Here is an 18,593-nt window from a genome sequence, read left to right as displayed (position 1 = left end):
GTCCGGGGCCCGAGAGGACGGGCCCCGGCCCGCGAAGGGTCAGAGGTCGAAGAGGCCGTCCGGCTCGGCGGACGGGGCGGCGGCCTGGCGGGCCTTGTCTGCGGCGCGACGGGTGGCGTCGTGGCAGTCCGGGCACCACGCCGCAAGCTCCGCCTTGGGCAGGGCGGCGGCCTGGTGCGCGGGGAGGAGCAGGCTGTCCGGTTCGGCCGGGGCGGCGAGCAGGTGGACGGGGCCGGTGCCGTGGCGGCGGCCGTAGCCGCCGTGGACGGTGGGGCAGCGTCCGCCGTCCTTGTCGTGGTTCTTGCCGCAGGTGCCGCGGCACTGGCAGCGGCCCGCGGCGGCGGCAAGGACGGCCTGCCACAGGCCCTGCTGGTCGCCGAGCGGCGGGGTCCGGGTCACGCAGCCACCCCCAGCTCGGTGCCCGTGGTGGCGCGGTCGAGCAGCGAGTGCAGGGCGGCGGCGGCCTGGTCGGGCAGGACTCCGTTGCCCAGCGCCCGGAGCTGGGCGGTGCGGGACAGGCCGGGCACGGCGGTGACGTGCCCGGGCGGCAGGCCCATCAGCCACTCGACGAAGACGGGGTTCAGACGTCCCCGATCGTCAGTTGGTCGGGGTGCGGGTCGGCCGAGGACCGTTTCCCACCGGTGGACGGCCGGGCCGTACGGGCCCCAATCCGGGCCGCCGCCGAGGGCAGCGTCAGGTCCCCCCGGCTCCCGCGCTGGTTCGGCCCGCCCTTCGTCCCATCGGTCGCCCTCGGGGTCGGCAGCAGGGAGATCGTGTGCCGCAGGTTCGCCCCGCCCCGGCCGGTGTGCCCGGTCCCGGTCGACTCCGACACGGTCGGCGTCGGCAGCAGCTCCACCACGTTCGGCAGACCGTCCGCGAAGCCCCGGCCACGCGAGTCGCGGGCCCTGGGGGTGGGCAGGCCAGGCGAGGAGGAAGACCCTGTTGCGCTGGTGGGCGGCGCCGACGTCGGACGCTCGCACGCTCGTCCATTCCGCATCGAACCCGAGGCCGGCCAGGTCTCCCAGAACGGCGCCGAGAGCGCGAAGAGCGAGGGGCCGTCCGGTCGCCTGGTCCAGATCCGGCGCGCCGGATCCCACTCCAGCACCGCTGCGGTCGGCTTTCGCCGAGAGGAGGCCTTGGACATTCTCGATCACCACCAGGGAGGGCCGGAGTTCACGGACGGCGCGGGCGACCTCGGTCCACAGACCGGAGGCGGCGCCGGGGACGATCCCGGCGCCCTTGCCCGCGAGGCTGACGGACTGGCAGGGGAAACCGGCGGCCAGCACGTTCACCGGCTCGGCCTCGTACCAGTTCACGGTGGTGATGTCGCCGAGGTTCGGCACGTGCGGGTGGTGGTGGGCGAGGATCGCCGACGCCCCCGGGTCGGGGTCGGCGACCCACGCCAACTCCCCGCCCAGCACCTGCCGGACGGCCATGTCCAGGCCGCCGTACCCGCTGCACAGCGACCCGATGCGCGGCCCACTCACGACGCGTCTCCGAGCAGGGCGGCCAGGGCCGGACCGCCGAGCCGGTTGACGTGCTCGGCGATCACGGCGACGGCGGCCTTGGCCTGGCGCGTCAGCTCGGAGCCGGGCCGGTTGGTGGTCGGGACGACCAGCGTGTCGGCGGGGACGGGCAGGCAGAGGTAGGTGGAGAGGAGCATCACGGGCCGCCGCCCGGGGATCGGCTCGACCGTGGGCGACCAGGGTCCGCGGTCGTAGCAGTCCCGCTCCCAGTCCAGCCACCGCCCCGGCCCCGGGCGGGCGGCGAGGGCGTGGTGCGGGACGGGGGCGGTAACGCGCAGGACCAGGCCGCTGGGGTCGTCCTCGGCCAGGTGGGCGGTGACGGCGAGCAAGTCCGGGCGCAGGTGCACGTAGCCGGGGGACATCACCGGGGTGGTGGCGATGCCCCACGCGACGACGGCGAACTCGGCGCCGGTGTAGAGCGGTTCGTCGTCGCCGGGCAGGCCGGCGTACCGGTCGAGGTAGACGCCGAAGCGACTGTGGCCGTCGGAGGCGTGGCCTCGGTCGTAGTCGTCGTCCACGGCGGCGAGCGTGAAGTGGTCGAACTCGGGCATGCTGGTTCCCATCTCTGTGAAGGGACGCACGACCCCGCGGCAACCGGCTCTCTGCCAGGAAATGACGGTTGCCGTGGGGCTTCGTGCTGTCCGGGTGGTGGGTCGGCGGGGCGCCGGGCGGGCGCCCGGCGCGGTCAGTCCTCGGTGCGGTGGGCGCCCGCGAGCAGGTCGGCGAGGGGGCGGGTGGTGCCGTCGTTGTGGCGCCAGATCTCCCCGCCCGGGGCCGAGGGGCTGCGGGAGTGGAAGCGCCACCCCTCCAGGACGAGGGCAGTGAGGCGCTTGGCGTGGTCGAGGCGGGTACCGAGGTACGCGAGGGCGGGCTCCAGCACGCCCGGAGCGGACGGCCAGGGGTACAGGCGCCAGGACAACCGGCCGAGCCGGCCCTTGTCGTCGGCCCGGCCGGGGTGCTTGATCAGGAGGTAGCTGGCGCCGTCGTACGTGACCTCGTACGTCGTGGGTCCGGTGCGCTTCAGCGTGAGCTCGGGCAAGTGGCCCTCCGGGGCGATCAGTGGGATCGGGCTGTCCGTCCCCCGCACCACCCGGGGCCCGCCGCTGGCTGCGACGGTGGTCCGGGCGGCACGGTCGGTCGGGCAGAGCAGATCGGAGACCGGCTAGAACGGCGCCTCCGTGGAGTACCACGTGGCCTGGTCGGAGCGGTCGAGGCGGCGGGCGATCCAGTGCGGGACGGGCAGCAGGTGGCGGGTGCGGTCGGGGTCCCAGCAGTCGCAGCGGATGTACTCGGTGCCGGCGTACTCGCCGGTGTCGTAGTCGCCGTAGTCCTCGGCCCAGCTGCCAGCGCCCTCGCAGCGGGGGCAGTTCGGGTTGGGGGTGTCGGTCAGGTGGATCGCGGGGCGGGGCCAGGTGGCGTACTTCAGGCGCAGGCGGGCCATGCGGTTCCTTCGGGTCGATGGTTGCCGTGGGCGGCGCGGATCCGCCCACGATGCGTCAGATCGGTTGCTACTCGGCCGGCTTGGGGAGGGGCAGGCCGTACTCGCCGGAGGACTCCGGGTTGCGGACGAGGGTGCCCTTCTTGGTGAGGCGGGAGCAGGTGTTCTCGACGGTCTTGCGGTTGACGCCGGTCATGTCGGTGATCTGGTCGAGGTGCAGGTAGCCGACTTCGAGGCCCATGGGGTCGCGGCGCTCGTCCAGGACGGTGAGGATCTTCTCCTCGGCGGTCAGCTCCTTGGCCGGTGCCGGGGCGGCGGAGGAGGGCGTCCAGCCGGTGCTGGTGTCGGCGTCCTCGGCGGCGGGGCCGACCGGGGTCGCGGCGATGGCGTCGCGCTCGCCCCATCCGGGGAAGTCGCCCGGGATGGCGATGTTCGCCGGGTCGAAGTGGCCGGCGGCGGATTCGAGGATCCAGGCGCGCATCATCTCGGCGCGCTCGTCGGGGCCGACGACGTAGCCGACACCGAACGTCCTGCGCGGGTCGTCCTCCGGCACCGACGGGTCGTAGATGAGGTTCTCCTCGTCGCCCTTCCAGTAGGCGGGGATCTGGGAGGGGTCGATGCCGTCGAACGCCCGCGGCAGGTCGACCCGGCCAGCCTGCGCGCTGTCGGAGCGCAGGAGGATCAACGCCCCGCCGTAGAACACGTTGTCGCGGATGGCGGTGTTGGAGCCCATCTGGTCGAGGTTCATGATCTGGCCGCACAGCACCAGCGGCATGCCCATGGAGCGGCCCAGGGTGGCGAGGGCCAGCACGATGAACGCGGCCTCCGCGCGGTGCGGGCTCTTGTCGCCGAGGAGCTGGGCCATCTCGTCCACGATGGTGACGACGTAGGGCCGCTCCGGGGTGGCGACGAAGTTCTTGGCCCTCAGCTCCCGGGACTCCTCGATCCGGTGGCACAGGAGGGCGTAGGCCACGCGCAGGGCGCCCATCGCCCCGTCCAGGCCGCAGCCGGCGTAGGCGGCCATGTCCTCCACGTCCGGGTTGCTGGAGCCCTTGGGGTCGGCGTAGATGATCGCGGCCCCGTTGACGTGGTAGCTCAAGGCCAGGAGCTGAATGACGCCGCCCTTGCCGGAACCGGTGACACCCACGATGACGACGTGGCGGGCGCCGCCCTCCGGGTCGAAGACCTGCACGCGGCTCGGCTTGCCGCTCACCCCCGTGCCGAGCTGGACGAACCCGCCCTTGTTGGCGAGCAGGGTCTCCGGGCCGGGCAGCGGGCGGCCTTCCTCCAGCGGGGAGCGGTCCATCATCCGGAAGACGGCCTTGCGCGGGTTGCCGGTGCGCTCGACCGAGACCAGCAGCGGCGTCGTGCGCAGGGCCCCGGCGATCGTGTACAGGTCGGGCACGGCGAGGGCGTCGGTGTCCTCGTCCGCCATGACCCACGCCGCCACGCCGCCGGTCGCCGGATCCGGGGTGACGCCTTCGAGGTGGGTGCCGGGCATGCACCCGCCGCGGCGGGCGACGCGCTGCAGCCACAGCGCTTCCAGGGCGGAGTACTGCGGGCCGTCCTGCTCGGCGGGGGCGGTCAGGCGCACGTGGATACGGCGGGAGCTGTCGTGGGGGCCTTCGGTGATGTCGACCCACGCGGCGGGGACGCGGTAGACGCCGGAGACGGTCGCCGCGGTGACGGTCACCGGCCGACCGGGCGCGGCTTCGATCACGCCCTCCCACGCCACCAGGCTGTGGCCGGTGAGGATGAGGTGCTGGCCGGGGCAGGCCCCGTACTCGCCGGAGATGTGCGCGTCCCACAGCTGCAGCACCTTGTCGACGGGGCTCTCGGGAGCGGGCCCGGCCGGTGCCGCCGGGGCCGTGGCCTTGCCGGGCTTGGCCGAGCTGAGGACCCGGCGCAGGGAGAAGGCGACCAGGCCGGTGGTGCCCCACCACGCGGTGGAGACCAGTCCGGCGAGGGAGGGCATGGTCATCCATCCGGCGAGCAGGGCGTCGATCCCGGGCATGCCGTTGAGCGTGGCGGTGGCGGCGGCGGTGGCCGTCGCCACCGTGGACATCAGGAAGGGGCGGCGGTGGGCGCGCAGGACGTCGCCGCCGGGCAGGTCGTCCAGGAGCCGGTCGGAGAGCATCCCGGCGGCGTTGGCGCCGGCGACCAGGACCGGGGCGGCGAGGAAGGTGGCGAGGGTGCCGGCGGCCTGCGAGTCGAGGAACGGCGTCACACCGGCGGCGACCAGCGGGGCGGCGATCTCGGCGACGGCGAACCGCCGTTCGGTGGCGGGGTTCGCGGCGGCGGGCGTGGCGGTGTGGGCGGCCTGCGGGGTGGTCATCGCGTCTACTCCTGGGTGTACCACGTGCGGTCGGCCATGGGGACGGACGAGGAGTCGACGGCCTGCTGGATGCCGTCGTGGTCGGTGTGCGCCTGGCTCTCGGTGTCGGCGGCGGTGCGGCCGGTCTCCTCCGCCGCGCTCGCGTAGGCGATCGCGGCATCCGACAGGCCCTTCATGACCTTGGCGACCTCGTGGGTCTCGGCCACGGTCGCGGCGTCGACCTTGAGCGCGGCGATCTGCTCGGCGATCCGGCCGGTGTCCTCGGCCTCCGCCTTCTGGGCCTGGGCGAGCGTGCGGTAGGCGGCGGTGTCACGCCGCACCTCCCGGGCCAACTGCCTTACTTGGCGAACGAGTTCGCGGTAGGAGAGATCGGATGCCATGTCAGCCTCCCTGCTGGTCGCGGTAGAACTGCCGCTCGGCCGGGGTGGTGAGCGGGCTGTCCTGGACGGCCCGGTAGATCCCGCCGTGGCGCGTCCGGGCGTTGGAGGCCAAGGCCTTGACGGCCTCCGCGCCGCGCTTGGCGTGACGCTCGGCCAGCTCCGCGTCGACGCGAAGCTTCTGGGCCTGCTCGGCCAGGCGCCGCAGCTTGTTGACCAGGGCGACACCGCCCCGCACGGTCTTCGCCTCCTCGGCGAGCTGCTGGGCGCGCAGCGCGTGGGCGACGGCGTGCTCACGGGCGGTCTTGCTGTCCTCCGCGACCCGGGCGAGCACCGAGACCTTGGCTTCCATGCGCTTCTCGAACTGGAACAACGTGCGTACCTCACCCCGGGAGAGGCGAATGCCGTTGAAGTCGACCGCGTGCGGAGTGACCTCCCGGACCGTCACCGGCTCCGCCGACGGCCGCCCGCCGGGCGCGGTTTGAGGCGGCACGTTCGAGCGGGCAGGCGCCGGGGCCGGACCCCCGCCGGGCGGGTTCTTGGCCAGCTCCGCGGTCGACTTGCGGACCGGCCGCATCGTCGGGGCGGGAATCCTGGGTCGGCGGGGCCGACCGGGCGGCGTGAGGGCATGCCCCAGGGCGGTGGCCGCGGCGGCGGCCTCCGTCGGCGACACGGGGGGCTTCGCCGGCGGGTTCGCGGTGGATCCGCCGGCCGGGACCATTCCTCCGGCGGCGGTGTTCGGTTCGTTCATCGTCGTCCTTCCGTCCCGCGTGGCGGGACCGTTCACAGAGACGGGGTCCGCCTTCGCCGCGGCGCTCGCCCGCACGCCCGCACCTGCGGGCGCGGGCGGCACCGCAGGCGGGGTCTTCGAACCGCCCTTGGCCCCGGGCGGCCGGTCCGGCGGCGGGGGCGGAGTCTTGGCCGGCTCACGGCGGGACCCGTCCGCACCGGCGGGGCGGGTCCCGCCGAACTTGCTGTCCAGGCCGCCCTTGTCCTTCATGCCGCCCGCACCCAGGAACGGCTTCGGGGCACCCTTCGGAGCGTCCGCGGGCTTCGGCCCGGGCTTCCTGTCGCCCGCGCCGTCCCGGGCGGGGTCCTTGCGGTCCGCCTTGGGCTTGCCGCGCTCGGCCTTGCCTTCCGGGCCGGCGGGCGCGGTCTTGCCGGGCGGGTTGTCCGGGCGGGGGGCCTTCGGGGTCTTCGTCCCGCCGGCGGGCGGGGTGTCGGGCTTGGGGTTGCTGCCCCCGGTCTTGGCGGGGGTGTCCTTCGAGACGGAGGCCTTGGAGGACTTGGTGTCGCGGTGGTCCTTGTCGTCGCTGCCAGTCCGGGCCGACTTGTCGTCCTTGGCGGCCTTGGTGTCGGAGGTCTTGCGGTCCGCGCTGTCGCGGCTGTCCTTGCCCGTCCGCGACGCCGAGGAGGTGTCGGCCTTGGCGGTCTTCGTGTCCGCGGACTTGGCGTCGGTGTCGGCCTTGCTGCGGTGGTCGCGGTTGGCGTGGTTCTTCGCGTCCGTGGCGTCGTTCTTCTTGACGTCGCGCTGGTCACGGCCCTGGTGCTGGTGCTGGCTGGTCTTGTTGTTCAGGTCCGCGGTCTTGGCGTCGCGCTGGGAGCGGTGCTGGGCGGAGTGCTCGTGCTTGGCCTGGCGGTCGGCCTTGTTGGTGTTCGTGGTGGTGGTCGAGTTCCCGGAGACCCGGTTCTCGGTGATGCTGTGCTGGCGCTTGATGTTGGTGGTGGTGCCGGTGCGCTTCAGCCGCTCCGCGAGTGCCCGCACCAGGGCCGCGATGGCCCCGTCCCGCTCGCCGCCCTGTGCGGCGTTCTGAGCGGCGCCGCCGTCACGGCCCGCGGTGGTGTCGGGCCCGCCCTTGTGGTCGGGGCGGTCGGGGTTCTGGGCGAGGGTGGTCGTGGTGCCCAGCAGTTCGTCGGGGCGGGCCGGCGCGACCGGGGCGAGGATCTGAGCGAGCGCCCCGGGCGGGGCGGGGGCGACGGTGCCCGGCCCCTTCGTGGCCCCCTCCGGAGAAGCCGGGGCGGGGTCCACGGTCGGCGGGGCGGGCGGGTGCGGCGGGGGGAGCGGGACGCCGGAAGCGGCGGTGACGGTCATCGCGATTCCTCACTCTCTGCGACCTCCCACCCACCCCCCACCCGACGCGAAACACACCTCCCACCCACCTATGCGGGCGGGAAGAGCGCTTCTCCGGATGGGGGGTGGGTGGGGGGAGGTCACAATCGGTTACGGACGGGAGAACTTCCGCTTCACCCAGCCGACGGCCACCGCCGACCCGGCGACGCCGAGCACGACCAGGCCGACGCCCGCGTTCGGGCCGTCGCCGCCGTCGCCGCCGTCGTCGGAGGCGACGTTGCGGGAGGTGTTGACCATCCCCGGCGCGTCCCCCGCCGGGAAGGCCTTGCCGCAGTCCGCGATGGCGCCGTAGCCGCCACCGACCTTGGCCACGCACGCCTGGACCGCCTCCCGGCGGGCCTTCTGCGCCGGGGTCTCCTGCTCGCCGGTCTTCGCCAGGTCGGCGGCCTGCTTCTGCTTCTCCAGCTCCAGGCGGGAGTTGTCGAGGGCGATCTGGGCCTTGCGGACGTCCGCCTCGGCCGAGGCGGAGGCGTAGTTGGAGTAGGCCACCATCCCGGCCGCGGCCAGCACCACCGCGCCGGCGCCGATACCGGCCAGGACACGGGGGGACAGCTTCGCGTTCGGGGCGTAGGCGCCGTGAAGCGGCGGCGTCTTCCACGACGGGACGGAGGTGATGTCGTAGGCGGGGTCGTTGTAGACCGAGTCACGGTCGGCCATGGTGACGTGCTCCTCTTCTTGAACCAGGCGGGGAAGGGTCGGATTCGTGCGGGTCAGAGCCGGTAGGGCTCCAGCGAGAAGAAGACGAGGTGCGCGTTCCTCTCGTGCAGCTCCGGCTCGTGCCGCGCGAGCCAGGCCCGGATGGACTGGTAGGCGTGTTCGCGGGAGCTGCCCGGCTCGAACATGGAGCTGCCGTGGCGGGTGGCGACGGCGAAGCCGCCGTTGCCGTGCGGGAACTGCAGGGTGATCAGCCACGTGTGCGTGGGCTCGGCGGCGGAGGTCACCGGGCGACCTCCGTGTCGAGGCAGGGGCGCTCGATCGGGAAGCGGGGGACGTGGTAGCCGATCAGCTTCAGCGGGGCGCTGGCGTAGGTGGTGGTGACGGTGAGCCAGCCGAGGGTGCCGGACGTGGTGGTGTCGTAGTCGACGGTGGCCGGGTCGATGCCGAGGGCCTGGCGCCACTGCTCGAAGTGGTCAAGGTCACGGTGCAGGGCGACGTTCAGCCCCCACGCGTAGTCGTACGTGCCGGGGACCTTCAGCTGTTCCAGCTGGACCGCCGGGGCGGGCAGGGTGGCGTGGGCGGTCAGGAGGGACATCAGCGCTCCGGCCGCGTTGATCTGGGTGCCGGCGATGGCGGTGGTCTCGGTGGTGGTCACGATGCCTGCTCCTCAAAGGGGTTGTAGCCGGAGGCGATCAGTTCGGCGGCCTCGGCGCGACGTCCGGAGGCGGTGGCGAGGGAGACGTCGAGGGTCTCGGCGATGGACTGGAGGGTGACGGCCTCGGGGTTGCCGCCGGCGGCGAGGATCATCCGGGCGACGCGGCGGGTGGCGCGGGCGGCGGGGGTCAGCTTCGCCGCGTCCTCCGCTTCGACCGCGCGCAGTTCCGTTTCAGCGGCACGCTCGCGGGCTTCAGCGGCACGGGCCCGGGCAGCTTGCTCGTTCTCCTCGTGCTCGGCCTGGGCACACTTGGCGGCGGCCGTGTCGCGGTCGGCTTCGGCCTTGCGCTTGGCCGTTTCAGCGGCGGCCTCCTCGGCTTCAGCGGCGAGCTTGGCCGTTTCAGCCGTGCGCAGACGCGCGGCCTGGGTGGCCTCTTCGTTCTCGGTCTTGGCCGTCTCGTCGGCGGTCGCGCGGCGCTCGGTTTCAGCGGTGCGGGCGCGCGTTTCAGCGGCGGCCTTCTCCGTTTCAGCGGCGGCCTGGTCGGTTTCAGCGGCGCGCAGGCGGGCGTCGGCGGCTGCCTGCTCGGCCGCCGCTGCCGCCAGTTCCTCCGTCGCCTGGTCGATCCGCTCGGCGGCCTCGGCTTCCCGGCCGGCGGCCACGGTCCGGGCGTGGGCGTGGGCCTTGGCGGTCGCGGTCTCGGCGCCGACCTCGTACCTGGTGGCCTCGACCCGGCCCGCCGTGCGGAGCCTGGAGATCTCCAGCTCGGCGGCGCGTGCCGCGGCGCGGGCGGTGACCTCGGCCGCGAAGGCGGCCTTGCGCTCATCCCGCAGCCGGGCCTGCTCCTCGGCCCGCGCGGGCAGGGCGAGGGCCTCGTCCACGCTCAGCCCGAAGCGTTCCATGGTGAGCGGAAGCAGCTGGTCAGCGGGCGCCTTGCGCCAGTCGCCGTCGTGGTCGCGTTCCAGCATCACCTGGTAGACGAGCCGTTCGCGCTCCAGCTCGACCGCCCGGTCGTAGGAGGGGATGCCGTTCAGGCGCATCCGCCGGAACATCCGGAAGGACGGCCAGGGGGCGAGGATCCAGCGGTGCAGCGGGACCCCGTCCCGTTGGTGGCCGGCCTCGATCCGGGTGATCCGGATGACCAGGCGCCGCCCGGCCTCCACGACCGCCACGAACATGATCGGGATCACGGCGTGCATCGCGGTGCCGGTCGGGTTCGCCGTCAGCGGCCCGGCCGAGGCGGCGTTGAAGTAGATCGTGGCGGCGGTGAAAGTGTGGGCCAGCAGCCGCAGCCACGGCGCCGGGGCACCCTTGCGGATCAGGTGCAGATCCATGGCCAGCAGGGCCACGATCCCGGCATCCACACCGACCGGGAACGCGTAGCTGAAGTCCCCGAAGCCGTGCCTGAAACCGAGCTGCTGCAGCGCGGTGTACGAGCCGCTGAAGCCGATCCCGGCGAGCACCGCACCGCCGACGGCGGCGAGGATCGCCACCCCCAGCATGAGGTGGTCCGACGCCTTCGCCCGCGCGGTTGAAGCGGCGGGCCGTGTGGTCGAAGCGGTGGCGGCCGGGGTTGAAACGCCCGTCGGGGCGGCCATCGTCGTCACGCGGCACCCCCGGAGGCGCGACGCTCACGAGCCGCAGCCCGCAGGCGGCGCTGGTGCAGCGCGTCCCGCTCGGCGGCGGTCATACCGCCGAGGATCCCGTGCTTTTCGCGGCGCTCCAACGCCAGCTCCAGGCACATCAGCCGGACCGGGCAGCCAGCGCAGATCATCTTGGCGCGCCTTTCGGCCCACCAGGCCGCGGCGGCGGCGTCGTCCGTGAGGTCGGTGTCCTCGTCGGGCTCCGGGTAGAACAGGTCGGGGTCGGCGCCGACGCAGGCCGCGCCGGGCAAGGCTCCGTCCGGGGAGGGCTGGTACTCGGCGAGCCGGGCGGCCAACGGCCGACCGGGCCGGTGCGGGGCGCGGGTGCCGGTGAGGACCAGGATGCGGCGAACGCTCATCAGGCGGCCGCCTTCCAGGCCTGCACCCGGCGGCGCTCGGCGTTGCGCATCAGCGCCGAGGCGAAGCGGGCGGCCGGCGGGTCCAGGTCTCGCAGGACCTCCCGCGCGACGTCGAGCCGGGCCAGCTGGTCCTCGGCGGTCTCGTCCTCGGTGCCGGTGAACAGCTCGGCGTCGATGCCGAAGCCGAAGGCGAGTTCCGCGAACTCGGCTCGGGTCATGGCCCTCTGGCCTGCGACAATCAGATTCATGGGTCGTGTCCTTTGCTCGGACGGCCCTGAGCGGTCCCGGTGTTGCAGCACCGGGGCCGCAGCCGTGTTGGGGCCGGACGATCGACGAGCGTCCGCGCGGACCCGACGTACCTCCGCCGAGGCGGCGGGACGCCGGGAACCGTGATCGCTGGTCGAGGCCTCACCGGCAGATGGCCCGGCGAGGCGACCTATGTCTCTTGCGGTCGATCGGGTTCATCGGGCACCTCCTTCGGTTGAGCGGGCAGGGAAACTCACTGCAAGGGGGGCCACGCCCCCACTCTCCGGCCGTTGCTCGCGGTCGCCGGGCCACCTCGCCAGTCAGGGCCGGACCTTGCCGGACCCCTGTCCCCTGGCCTTTGCGGAGATTGCAGCGTCCTCCGCCTCTGCTTGCGCCACCTGTCTAGGCAGCTTCCGCCCCATGCCGCAGGGCGAATTTGTGCAGCTCAGAGCAGCCCAAAGAAGGCCCCTCTGTGTCACCCCTGTCTCACTTGGTGCGACACTCACAACATAGAGAACCTGCTTAGGCAGGTCAAGAGAGTTGGGTTTCTCGCGTCTGTTGGGCACCTGCCCTAGCATTGGCGTATGGCCCTAGACCCGGATGACTCTCGCCCCCCGTATCAGCAGGTCAGCAGCCGTCTGCGGGCCTCGATCCTGACGAAGCAGCCCGGCTTTGAGACCGGCGACAAACTTCCGTCCGGCCCCGAGCTGGCCAAGCACTTCGGCGTGGCGCGCGGCACCGTCGACAAAGCGCTCGACCTGCTCCGGGCCGAGGGGCTGATCGTGACTCGCCAGGGAAGCGGCTCGTTCGTCCGGGAGCGCACAGCCCGGCCGGTCGGCCTCCGGCCGCACCTCGAAGCGGCCTTCGAGCAGAAGCAGGTCACGCTCGACTTCGCCGGCTTCTCCAGCGAGACGCTGCACAACGCGCTTCAGGAGCCGCTGGACAAGGTCCGCTCCGGCCGGCTGACCCCCGAATCCATCACGGTGCGGCTGCTGCTGCCGGACACCTCGGAGCCGATGGCCGTTCCCGTGCTGGTCGACGGACTCAAGGACGAGATTGCGCTCCGCGAGCGTGCACGGAACATCGCGCTGACGAACGCCGGCGGCATCGCCCACTCTGTGGAGGTGCTGGCTGAACTGGGGCTCGTGCAGACGGCGAGCGTCGAGGTCAAGGTGCACCGGGCATCGAGCCTGTTCAAGCTCTACATCTTGAACCGTGCGGAAGCCTTCTTCGGCTTCTACCCGCTGCGCGAGCGGACCATCAAGGTGGACGACACCGCCCACACCTTCTACGACGTGACCGGCAAGGACACCACTCTGTTCCACCACGCGGCTGGGCCGGACGACGCCTCGCTCGGGTCGCAGTACGTCCAGCAGGCCCAGCTGTGGTTCGACAGCGTGTGGTCCAGCATCGCCTACGAGCGCCAGCCGTGAGCGCCGCCCGGCAGCAACTCGCGGACCTGCTCCGCCCGGTGAAGCACGTACTGCTCGACTTCGACGGGCCGGTGTGCTCGGTGTTCGCCGGTCTGCCTGCTCCTGAAGTGGCACGACGCCTCCGCGAGGCCCTGCTGGCCGGCCGAGAGCAGGGCCCGGCCGCGGGCGAGAACGACCCGCTCGCGCTGCTGCGTCTCATCGCCGACGCCGAGCCGGACCTCGCGGCCAGCGCCGATGCGACGCTGGCCGCGCTGGAGACGGAGGCCGTGCGGATCGGCAAGCCGAACCCCGGCGGCGAATCGGTTCTGCGGGCCTGCGCGCGCTCCGGCCGATCCGTGTCGGTGGTCAGCAACAACGCCGGCGCGGCGATCGAGGCATACCTGACGGACCACGGGCTGAGCGGCTACGTGACCGGCGTCTTCGGGCGAGTCCCCGGTGATCCGTCGTCCATGAAGCCGAACCCGCGCCTCCTTCTGGACGCCATGGAAGCCGTGAGTGCCAAGCCGGCGGAGTGCGTGTTCATCGGCGATGCGGCCCGGGACGTGGAAGCCGGTGATGCTGCTGGCGTGCCGACGATCGGCTACGCGAACAAGCCTGGGAAGGATGCCAAGTTGGCAGCCGCCGGCGCGGCGGTCATCGTGGACTCGATGCAGTACATCGCGGACGCACTGCTCTGATCAAGAGTCAGGCTGGCCAGCGGAAGGGTGCTCCCACTCCGCTGACCAGCCTGATTGTCGCCATCGGATGTCAACCTTGGTCGAGTCCGACAGGGGTTGTGCGGTCCAGCGACAGGCCCGAGGCCTACGCGTCAGGGTGTCGCTGGTGGAGGATCAGCCCTTCGGCGGGTAGGGGTCGTTCCCGGGGGCTATGGTCCGCTGGTCACGGATCACGCCGTTCGTGCCGTGGATCCGCAGCTCGCCGCCGCCATCCCGCCCGAGGATCTCCCTGCCCCGGGCGACAGCAGCCGCCTGAGTGTCGGCGACGGCGCTGGCCCGGCTGTTCTCGGGCCGAGTGAACTGCCACCTGCCGTCAGCTCGCTGGGTAATGTCGCCCGACTTCGGCTTTCCTGCCACCTTTACTCCGTTTCCAGAGGCGTGGCCCAACCGACACCTTCGATCCCTTGGTGGATGGCCATCAGGGAGGTTACGGTCCTAGGGCGCGACCAACGCACTAGGCCCCACGGCTCGGCGGGCACGACTCAATGTCGACCCCGAGTGGTGGGGCCTGCTCACTTTGAGCAGTCATAAGTAGAGCAGGGCGGGGTGACACTCGCAAACACTCTGGACTCCAAGATGTTGTGCACAGGTAATGGCATGGCCACTAGATATGGTGTCCACAAGGTCTGACCTGGCCAATCCGCAGTGCGGGAGGCTCTGTCCACAGCTTGATCCACAGCCCCCTGTGGATGCAGAGTGTCACGACTTCAGGGCGCCGAAGCCTGGCCCGAACGCAAAAAGGCCCGGGTCGGGCAGCCGAAGCTGCCCGACCCGGGCCTTGGAACATGCGCGGAACGCTGGGTACGATCGCGCGGTCGGCTTGGCGCTCCGCCGCAGGTAGAAGGGACCCTGAGGAGAAGTGCCTTAATGTTCTTGAAAACTGTCGTGCGGTGACCCCGTACCGTGGGTTCGAATCCCACGCTCTCCGCCGGTAGGGAACCACCTGCTCAGGGCGGGTGCCGACATCGTTCGGCACCCGCCCTCGGTGTTTCCCGGGGGTGGCGGGCGGTCGGGGTTGACCCTGACACGGTGGCAGGGGGTGGAGTGGTCGCACCATGTTGAACATCGGAGACTTCGCCAGCCACGGCCGGGTGTCGGTGCGGATGCTGCGCCACTACGACGCGATCGGGCTGCTGCGGCCCGCCCGGGTGGACCCGGTCAGCGGGTACCGCTCGTACGAGGCGTCCCAACTCGCCCGGCTCAACCGGGTGATCGCGCTCAAGGAGCTCGGCTTCACCCTCCAGCAGGTCCGGGACGTCCTGGACGAGCGGGTGGACGCGGCCGAACTGCGCGGGATGCTGCGGCTGCGGCGGGCCCAGCTCGCCGAGGCGATCGCGGCCGACGAGCTGCGGCTGGCCCGGGTGGAGGCGAGGCTCCGGACGATCGAGAGCGAGGGGACCATGTCCGCGCACGATGTCGTGGTGAAGCCGGTGCCGTCCGTCCGGGTGGCCCAACTGACCGGTGTGGCCGCGAGTTACGAGCCGGAGGACATCGGACCGGTGATCGGGCCGCTGTTCGCCGAGCTGTGCCGGCGGCTGGCCGCGGCCGGGGTCGAGGCGGCCGGCCCGTCCGTCGCCCACTACCGGGACGCGCCGGAGGGGGGCGGCTCGGTGCTGGTGCTGGCCGCCGTCCCGGTCGGCCCGGCGGTGCGGCCGGACGGGCACGACTTCGAGGTGCTCGACCTGCCGCCGATCGAGGCGGCGGCGACCATCGTGCACCGCGGCGCGATGGACGAAGTGCTGGGCACCGTCCAGGAGTTGGCCCGCTTCATCGACGAGAACGGCTACCGCTCGGCCGGCTACGCCCGGGAGCTGTACCTGGAGTGCCCGGACGACCCGGCGGGCTGGGTCACCGAGATCCAGGAGCCGGTGGCCCGGCGGTAGCCGCGTTTTGCCCTCGACCTGGTCGAGGGCCCTAGCGTCGCCCGGCATGACCACCGGCACCGCCTCCCGTTCCAGCACCGCCACCGGTACCACCGCCGGTTCCGGCGCCCCGACCCCGGCGGCGCTGCCCCGGACGTACCTGTGCTGGCTGGCCGGCGTCCAGGCCGGACTGCTGGGCGACGCCGCGCTGTACTTCGCCCTCGGCTGGGCCGCCTCCGCGCACGGCGGCGGCGCGGCCGGGCTGGTCCTGACGGCGGTCACGGTGCCGCGCACCGCGCTGGTCCTGCTGGGCGGCGCGGTCGCGGACCGGTTCGGCGCCCGGCGGGTGATGCTCGTCGGGGACACGGTGATGCTGGTCGCGACCGTCGCGCTGGCACTGGTGGCGGCCGACCGGGGGACGCCGCTGTGGCTGCTGGTCGCGGCGGCGGCCGTGATTGGCACGGTCGACGCCTTCCACCTCCCGGCGAGCGGTTCGATGCCGCGCCGGCTGGTGCCCGCCGACCGGCTGCCCCGGGCGCTCGCCCTGCGGCAGGCCGGCGGGCAGGGCGCCGTCCTGCTCGGGGCGCCGCTGGGCGGCCTGCTGGTCGCGGCCGGCGGGCTGTCCGGCGCGGCGCTGGCGGACGCGGTGAGCTTCGGGGTCGTACTGCTGGTCCTGCTGCGGGTGCGGCCCCGGGAGGACGGGCCGTCCGGTCCGTCGGCCGGCCTGCTGCGCGAGGCGGCCTCCGGCGTCCGGCTCGCCCTCGCCGACCCGCTGCTGCGGGCCGCGCTGCTGCTCACCGGCGCGGCGGCCGGGGCGCTGCTGCCGGTGGTGTCGCTGCTCGGCCCGCTGCTCGCCCGGTCCCACGGCTGGACGGCCGGGACGGCGGGGCTGGTCGGCGGCGGGCAGGCGGCCGGGGTGCTGGTGGTGGCCGCCCTGGTCGCCCGGTGCGGTGCGCCGGCCCGGGCCGGCGTGGGGGCGGCGGCCGGGCTCTGTACGGCGTCGGCGGGGACCGCAGTGCTCGCGCTGGCCGCGGGACCGGTGGCGGCGGTGGCCGGCAGTGCGGTGGCGGGCCTCGGCTCGGGGCTCTTCGCCTGCCACCTCGGCCCGCTGGTGCTGAGCGGCGCGCCGGCGACCCATCTCTCCCGGGTTCAGGCCCTGTTGACACTGGTGCAGAGCCTGGCCCTGGTGCTCTCGAACACCCTGCTGGGGCTGCTCGCGGACACGGCGGGCGCCACCCTGCCCACCCTGCTCTGCGCCCTCGCCACCGCCGCCGCCGGCCTCACCGCCCTGGCCACCCCGACCCTCCGCCGCGCCTGAGCCCACCCGGGCATCCCGCTCGGGCGGCAGCGCCCAGGGCCCGTCCGCCGTACGGCTCCGCCCTGCCCGTCCTGGCGGTGCCGCCTCCTCCACCCCGTCCGCCCCTCCCTCCCCGCGCCCAGTCCGTCCGCCTCCCTTACCCCGGCCGGCCCGGGGCCCTCTTGCCGGGCTCGCTGCCCTGGCTCCTCCCTGCCGCTCTGGCGGTGCCGCCTCCTCCAGCCCGTCCGCCTCCCTTACCCCGCTCGCCCCGGGGCCCACTTGCCCGCCCCCTCCCGTCCGGGCAGAGTGCGGAGGTGGAGGCGGTCGGGGCGGCGAGTGGAGGCGGCGATGAGTGATCTGACGGACCGACTGGCGCAGGGCCTCCCGGACGGGGCCGTCGTGGTGGACCCGGACGTGACCGCCGCGTACCGCCGCGACATGGCGGGCTTCTGCGCGGCCGGGCAGCCCGCGGTGGTGGTGTTCCCGGAGACGGTCGAGCAGGTGCAGCACGTGCTGCGCACCGCGACCGAGCTGCGCGTCCCCGTGGTGCCGCAGGGCGCCCGGACCGGGTTGTCGGGTGCGGCGAACGCGGTGGACGGATGCGTCGTGCTGTCGCTGGTGAGGCTGAACCGGATCCTGGAGATCGACCCGGTGAACCGGATCGCGGTGGTCGAGCCCGGCGTGGTGAACGCCGAACTCTCCCGTGCGGTCGAGGAGTCGGGCCTCTCGTACCCGCCGGACCCGTCGAGCTGGGAGTCCTGCACGATCGGCGGCAACATCGGCACCGGCGCGGGCGGGCTCTGCTGCGTGAAGTACGGCGTCACCAGCGAGTACGTGCTCGGGCTGGACGTGGTGCTGGCGGACGGACGGCTGCTGTCCACCGGCCGCCGGACGGCGAAGGGCGTGGCCGGGTACGACCTCACCAGGCTGTTCGTCGGCTCGGAGGGGACGCTCGGCGTGGTGGTCCGGGCGGTGCTGGCGCTGCGGCCGGCGCCCGCTCCGCAGCTGGCGCTGGCGGCGGAGTTCCCGAGCGCGGACACGGCGGGGGCGGCGGTCTGCGAGGTGATGGCGCGCGGCCTGACCCCGTCGTTGATGGAGCTGATGGACGCCGTCTCGGTGCGGGCCGTCAACGAGTTCGGGCGGATGGGCCTGCCGGAGTCCACCCAGGCGCTGCTGCTGGTGGCCTTCGACGGACCGGACCGGGTGGCCGAGCTGGCGCGGGTCGCGCGGCTGTGCCGGGAGGCCGGGGCGACCGAGGTGGTGCCGGCCGAGGACCAGGCGGAGTCCGATCTGCTGCTGGCCGCCCGGCGGATGGCGCTGCCCGCGCTGGACCGGCTGGGCACCACGATGATCGACGACGTCGCGGTGCCGCGCTCCCGGCTGGCGGAGATGCTGAACGGCGTCGCGGTGATCGCCGAGCGGCACGGGCTGACCATCGGGGTGGTCAGCCACGCCGGGGACGGCAACACCCACCCGATCGTCATCTTCGACGCGGCGGACGAGGAGCAGACGGCCCGCGCCCAGCGCTCCTTCGACGAGATCATGGCGCTCGGACTGGAGCTGGGCGGCACGATCACCGGGGAGCACGGGGTGGGGCTGCTGAAGCGGGACTGGCTGGCCCGCGAGCTGGGCCCGGTGGCGTTGGACCTGCAGCGACAGCTGAAGGCGGTCTTCGATCCGCTGGGAATCCTGAATCCCGGCAAGATGATCTGATTTTCCCGACCCGCTGTGAACGGCCGGAAAAGTCGATACGGAAGGGTGACCGAACTTTTCAGGGGCGCGTTCACGGTTCGCATGCGCCGGGGTGGTGCGCCCAGCGGATCGTGTGACGCCGCCGCGCTGCCGTCCGGGGCGTCCTGGCCGACAGCCGTCCGGGCAAAGCCGCAGCTCAGCCGGTATGGACGTGCGCCCTGACCGCTTT

20 protein-coding genes are annotated in these 18,593 nt (G+C 73.2%); 5 read left to right on the top strand and 15 right to left on the bottom strand.

All coding sequences use genetic code 11. The features are described from left to right. Positions 1–39 precede the first annotated feature (39 nt). The 14 genes from ACZ5GH_RS17880 to ACZ5GH_RS17815 all read right to left on the bottom strand — a co-directional run bounded on the left by ACZ5GH_RS17880 (position 40) and on the right by ACZ5GH_RS17815 (position 11,366). Positions 40–399, bottom strand: a complete 360-nt coding sequence (locus ACZ5GH_RS17880) for a hypothetical protein (RefSeq protein ID WP_464334744.1) — start codon at positions 397–399, stop codon at positions 40–42. Then, entirely contained in the window at positions 396–1,487 is a 1,092-nt protein-coding gene (locus tag ACZ5GH_RS17875) for a DNA cytosine methyltransferase (protein WP_464334743.1), read from the bottom strand. The genes ACZ5GH_RS17880 and ACZ5GH_RS17875 overlap by 4 nt, the downstream gene beginning before the upstream one ends. Beyond that, positions 1,484–2,089 carry a hypothetical protein gene (locus ACZ5GH_RS17870; protein WP_464334742.1) on the bottom strand — a complete coding sequence of 202 codons (606 nt, stop codon included), beginning with the start codon at positions 2,087–2,089 and terminating at the stop codon, positions 1,484–1,486. Before ACZ5GH_RS17870 ends, ACZ5GH_RS17875 begins: the two co-directional genes overlap by 4 nt. A 122-nt stretch (positions 2,090–2,211) precedes the next feature. Continuing rightward, positions 2,212–2,565 (bottom strand): hypothetical protein, encoded by a 354-nt coding sequence (locus ACZ5GH_RS17865; protein ID WP_464334741.1) that lies wholly within the window; start codon positions 2,563–2,565, stop codon positions 2,212–2,214. Positions 2,566–2,688: 123 nt separating this feature from the next. Further along, a complete protein-coding gene (locus ACZ5GH_RS17860; protein ID WP_464334740.1) occupies positions 2,689–2,967 on the bottom strand; it encodes a hypothetical protein in 279 nt (92 codons plus the stop codon). A 67-nt stretch (positions 2,968–3,034) separates the two neighbouring features. Then, on the bottom strand, positions 3,035–5,299 hold the full coding sequence (locus tag ACZ5GH_RS17855; RefSeq protein WP_464334739.1) for a type IV secretory system conjugative DNA transfer family protein: 2,265 nt from the start codon (positions 5,297–5,299) through the stop codon (positions 3,035–3,037). 5 nt (positions 5,300–5,304) lie between these two features. Next, positions 5,305–5,679, bottom strand: coding sequence for a hypothetical protein (locus ACZ5GH_RS17850; RefSeq protein WP_189913082.1), 375 nt, complete (start codon positions 5,677–5,679; stop codon positions 5,305–5,307). A 1-nt stretch (position 5,680) separates the two neighbouring features. Further along, positions 5,681–7,768 (bottom strand): hypothetical protein, encoded by a 2,088-nt coding sequence (locus tag ACZ5GH_RS17845; protein WP_464334738.1) that lies wholly within the window; start codon positions 7,766–7,768, stop codon positions 5,681–5,683. A 129-nt stretch (positions 7,769–7,897) separates the two neighbouring features. Continuing rightward, positions 7,898–8,464, bottom strand: a complete 567-nt coding sequence (locus ACZ5GH_RS17840) for a hypothetical protein (RefSeq protein WP_464334737.1) — start codon at positions 8,462–8,464, stop codon at positions 7,898–7,900. A 53-nt stretch (positions 8,465–8,517) separates the two neighbouring features. Next, on the bottom strand, positions 8,518–8,748 hold the full coding sequence (locus ACZ5GH_RS17835; protein ID WP_464334736.1) for a hypothetical protein: 231 nt from the start codon (positions 8,746–8,748) through the stop codon (positions 8,518–8,520). After that, on the bottom strand, positions 8,745–9,119 hold the full coding sequence (locus tag ACZ5GH_RS17830; RefSeq protein WP_464334735.1) for a hypothetical protein: 375 nt from the start codon (positions 9,117–9,119) through the stop codon (positions 8,745–8,747). Before ACZ5GH_RS17830 ends, ACZ5GH_RS17835 begins: the two co-directional genes overlap by 4 nt. Continuing rightward, the gene (locus tag ACZ5GH_RS17825; protein ID WP_464334734.1) at positions 9,116–10,618 is read right to left on the bottom strand and encodes a DUF2637 domain-containing protein; all 1,503 of its coding nucleotides are present in this window, start codon (positions 10,616–10,618) and stop codon (positions 9,116–9,118) included. The genes ACZ5GH_RS17830 and ACZ5GH_RS17825 overlap by 4 nt, the downstream gene beginning before the upstream one ends. 101 nt (positions 10,619–10,719) lie before the next feature. After that, positions 10,720–11,118: a WhiB family transcriptional regulator gene (locus tag ACZ5GH_RS17820; protein WP_464334733.1), complete on the bottom strand. Its 399-nt coding sequence runs from the start codon at positions 11,116–11,118 to the stop codon at positions 10,720–10,722. Beyond that, positions 11,118–11,366 (bottom strand): hypothetical protein, encoded by a 249-nt coding sequence (locus ACZ5GH_RS17815; RefSeq protein WP_464334732.1) that lies wholly within the window; start codon positions 11,364–11,366, stop codon positions 11,118–11,120. Before ACZ5GH_RS17815 ends, ACZ5GH_RS17820 begins: the two co-directional genes overlap by 1 nt. Before the next feature lie 582 nt (positions 11,367–11,948). Between ACZ5GH_RS17815 and ACZ5GH_RS17810 the strand changes: the two genes are divergently transcribed. Together ACZ5GH_RS17810 and ACZ5GH_RS17805 are read left to right on the top strand one after the other, a co-directional pair. Further along, positions 11,949–12,797: a GntR family transcriptional regulator gene (locus ACZ5GH_RS17810; protein ID WP_464334731.1), complete on the top strand. Its 849-nt coding sequence runs from the start codon at positions 11,949–11,951 to the stop codon at positions 12,795–12,797. Next, on the top strand, positions 12,794–13,474 hold the full coding sequence (locus ACZ5GH_RS17805) for an HAD family hydrolase (RefSeq protein WP_464334730.1): 681 nt from the start codon (positions 12,794–12,796) through the stop codon (positions 13,472–13,474). The genes ACZ5GH_RS17810 and ACZ5GH_RS17805 overlap by 4 nt, the downstream gene beginning before the upstream one ends. Positions 13,475–13,627: 153 nt before the next feature. On the opposite strand, the gene ACZ5GH_RS17800 is transcribed toward ACZ5GH_RS17805, so the two are convergent. Further along, entirely contained in the window at positions 13,628–13,870 is a 243-nt protein-coding gene (locus ACZ5GH_RS17800; RefSeq protein ID WP_464334729.1) for a DUF2188 domain-containing protein, read from the bottom strand. 698 nt (positions 13,871–14,568) lie between these two features. Here ACZ5GH_RS17800 and ACZ5GH_RS17795 point away from each other — a divergent pair. From ACZ5GH_RS17795 to ACZ5GH_RS17785, 3 genes are all read left to right on the top strand, one after another. Then, positions 14,569–15,396 (top strand): MerR family transcriptional regulator, encoded by an 828-nt coding sequence (locus ACZ5GH_RS17795; protein ID WP_464334728.1) that lies wholly within the window; start codon positions 14,569–14,571, stop codon positions 15,394–15,396. Positions 15,397–15,442: 46 nt separating this feature from the next. Further along, the gene (locus ACZ5GH_RS17790) at positions 15,443–16,693 is read left to right on the top strand and encodes an MFS transporter (RefSeq protein WP_464334727.1); all 1,251 of its coding nucleotides are present in this window, start codon (positions 15,443–15,445) and stop codon (positions 16,691–16,693) included. Positions 16,694–17,020: 327 nt separating this feature from the next. Then, the gene (locus tag ACZ5GH_RS17785; protein WP_387752233.1) at positions 17,021–18,385 is read left to right on the top strand and encodes an FAD-binding oxidoreductase; all 1,365 of its coding nucleotides are present in this window, start codon (positions 17,021–17,023) and stop codon (positions 18,383–18,385) included. Positions 18,386–18,593: the final 208 nt, after the last annotated feature.

This window comes from Kitasatospora sp. Xyl93 (genome assembly GCF_055383135.1).
This window is presented reverse-complemented; position numbering and strand designations above follow the sequence as displayed.

Coding starts and splice junctions, on each gene's coding strand:
- ACZ5GH_RS17820 (WP_464334733.1), bottom strand. CDS start 11,118: ATGAGCGTTCGCCGCATCCTGGTCCTCACCGGCACCCGCGCCCCGCAC.
- ACZ5GH_RS17785 (WP_387752233.1), top strand. CDS start 17,021: ATGAGTGATCTGACGGACCGACTGGCGCAGGGCCTCCCGGACGGGGCC.
- ACZ5GH_RS17815 (WP_464334732.1), bottom strand. CDS start 11,366: ATGAATCTGATTGTCGCAGGCCAGAGGGCCATGACCCGAGCCGAGTTC.
- ACZ5GH_RS17795 (WP_464334728.1), top strand. CDS start 14,569: ATGTTGAACATCGGAGACTTCGCCAGCCACGGCCGGGTGTCGGTGCGG.
- ACZ5GH_RS17845 (WP_464334738.1), bottom strand. CDS start 7,768: ATGACCGTCACCGCCGCTTCCGGCGTCCCGCTCCCCCCGCCGCACCCG.
- ACZ5GH_RS17870 (WP_464334742.1), bottom strand. CDS start 2,089: ATGGGAACCAGCATGCCCGAGTTCGACCACTTCACGCTCGCCGCCGTG.
- ACZ5GH_RS17860 (WP_464334740.1), bottom strand. CDS start 2,967: ATGGCCCGCCTGCGCCTGAAGTACGCCACCTGGCCCCGCCCCGCGATC.
- ACZ5GH_RS17790 (WP_464334727.1), top strand. CDS start 15,443: ATGACCACCGGCACCGCCTCCCGTTCCAGCACCGCCACCGGTACCACC.
- ACZ5GH_RS17855 (WP_464334739.1), bottom strand. CDS start 5,299: ATGACCACCCCGCAGGCCGCCCACACCGCCACGCCCGCCGCCGCGAAC.
- ACZ5GH_RS17810 (WP_464334731.1), top strand. CDS start 11,949: ATGGCCCTAGACCCGGATGACTCTCGCCCCCCGTATCAGCAGGTCAGC.
- ACZ5GH_RS17850 (WP_189913082.1), bottom strand. CDS start 5,679: ATGGCATCCGATCTCTCCTACCGCGAACTCGTTCGCCAAGTAAGGCAG.
- ACZ5GH_RS17825 (WP_464334734.1), bottom strand. CDS start 10,618: ATGCTGGGGGTGGCGATCCTCGCCGCCGTCGGCGGTGCGGTGCTCGCC.
- ACZ5GH_RS17840 (WP_464334737.1), bottom strand. CDS start 8,464: ATGGCCGACCGTGACTCGGTCTACAACGACCCCGCCTACGACATCACC.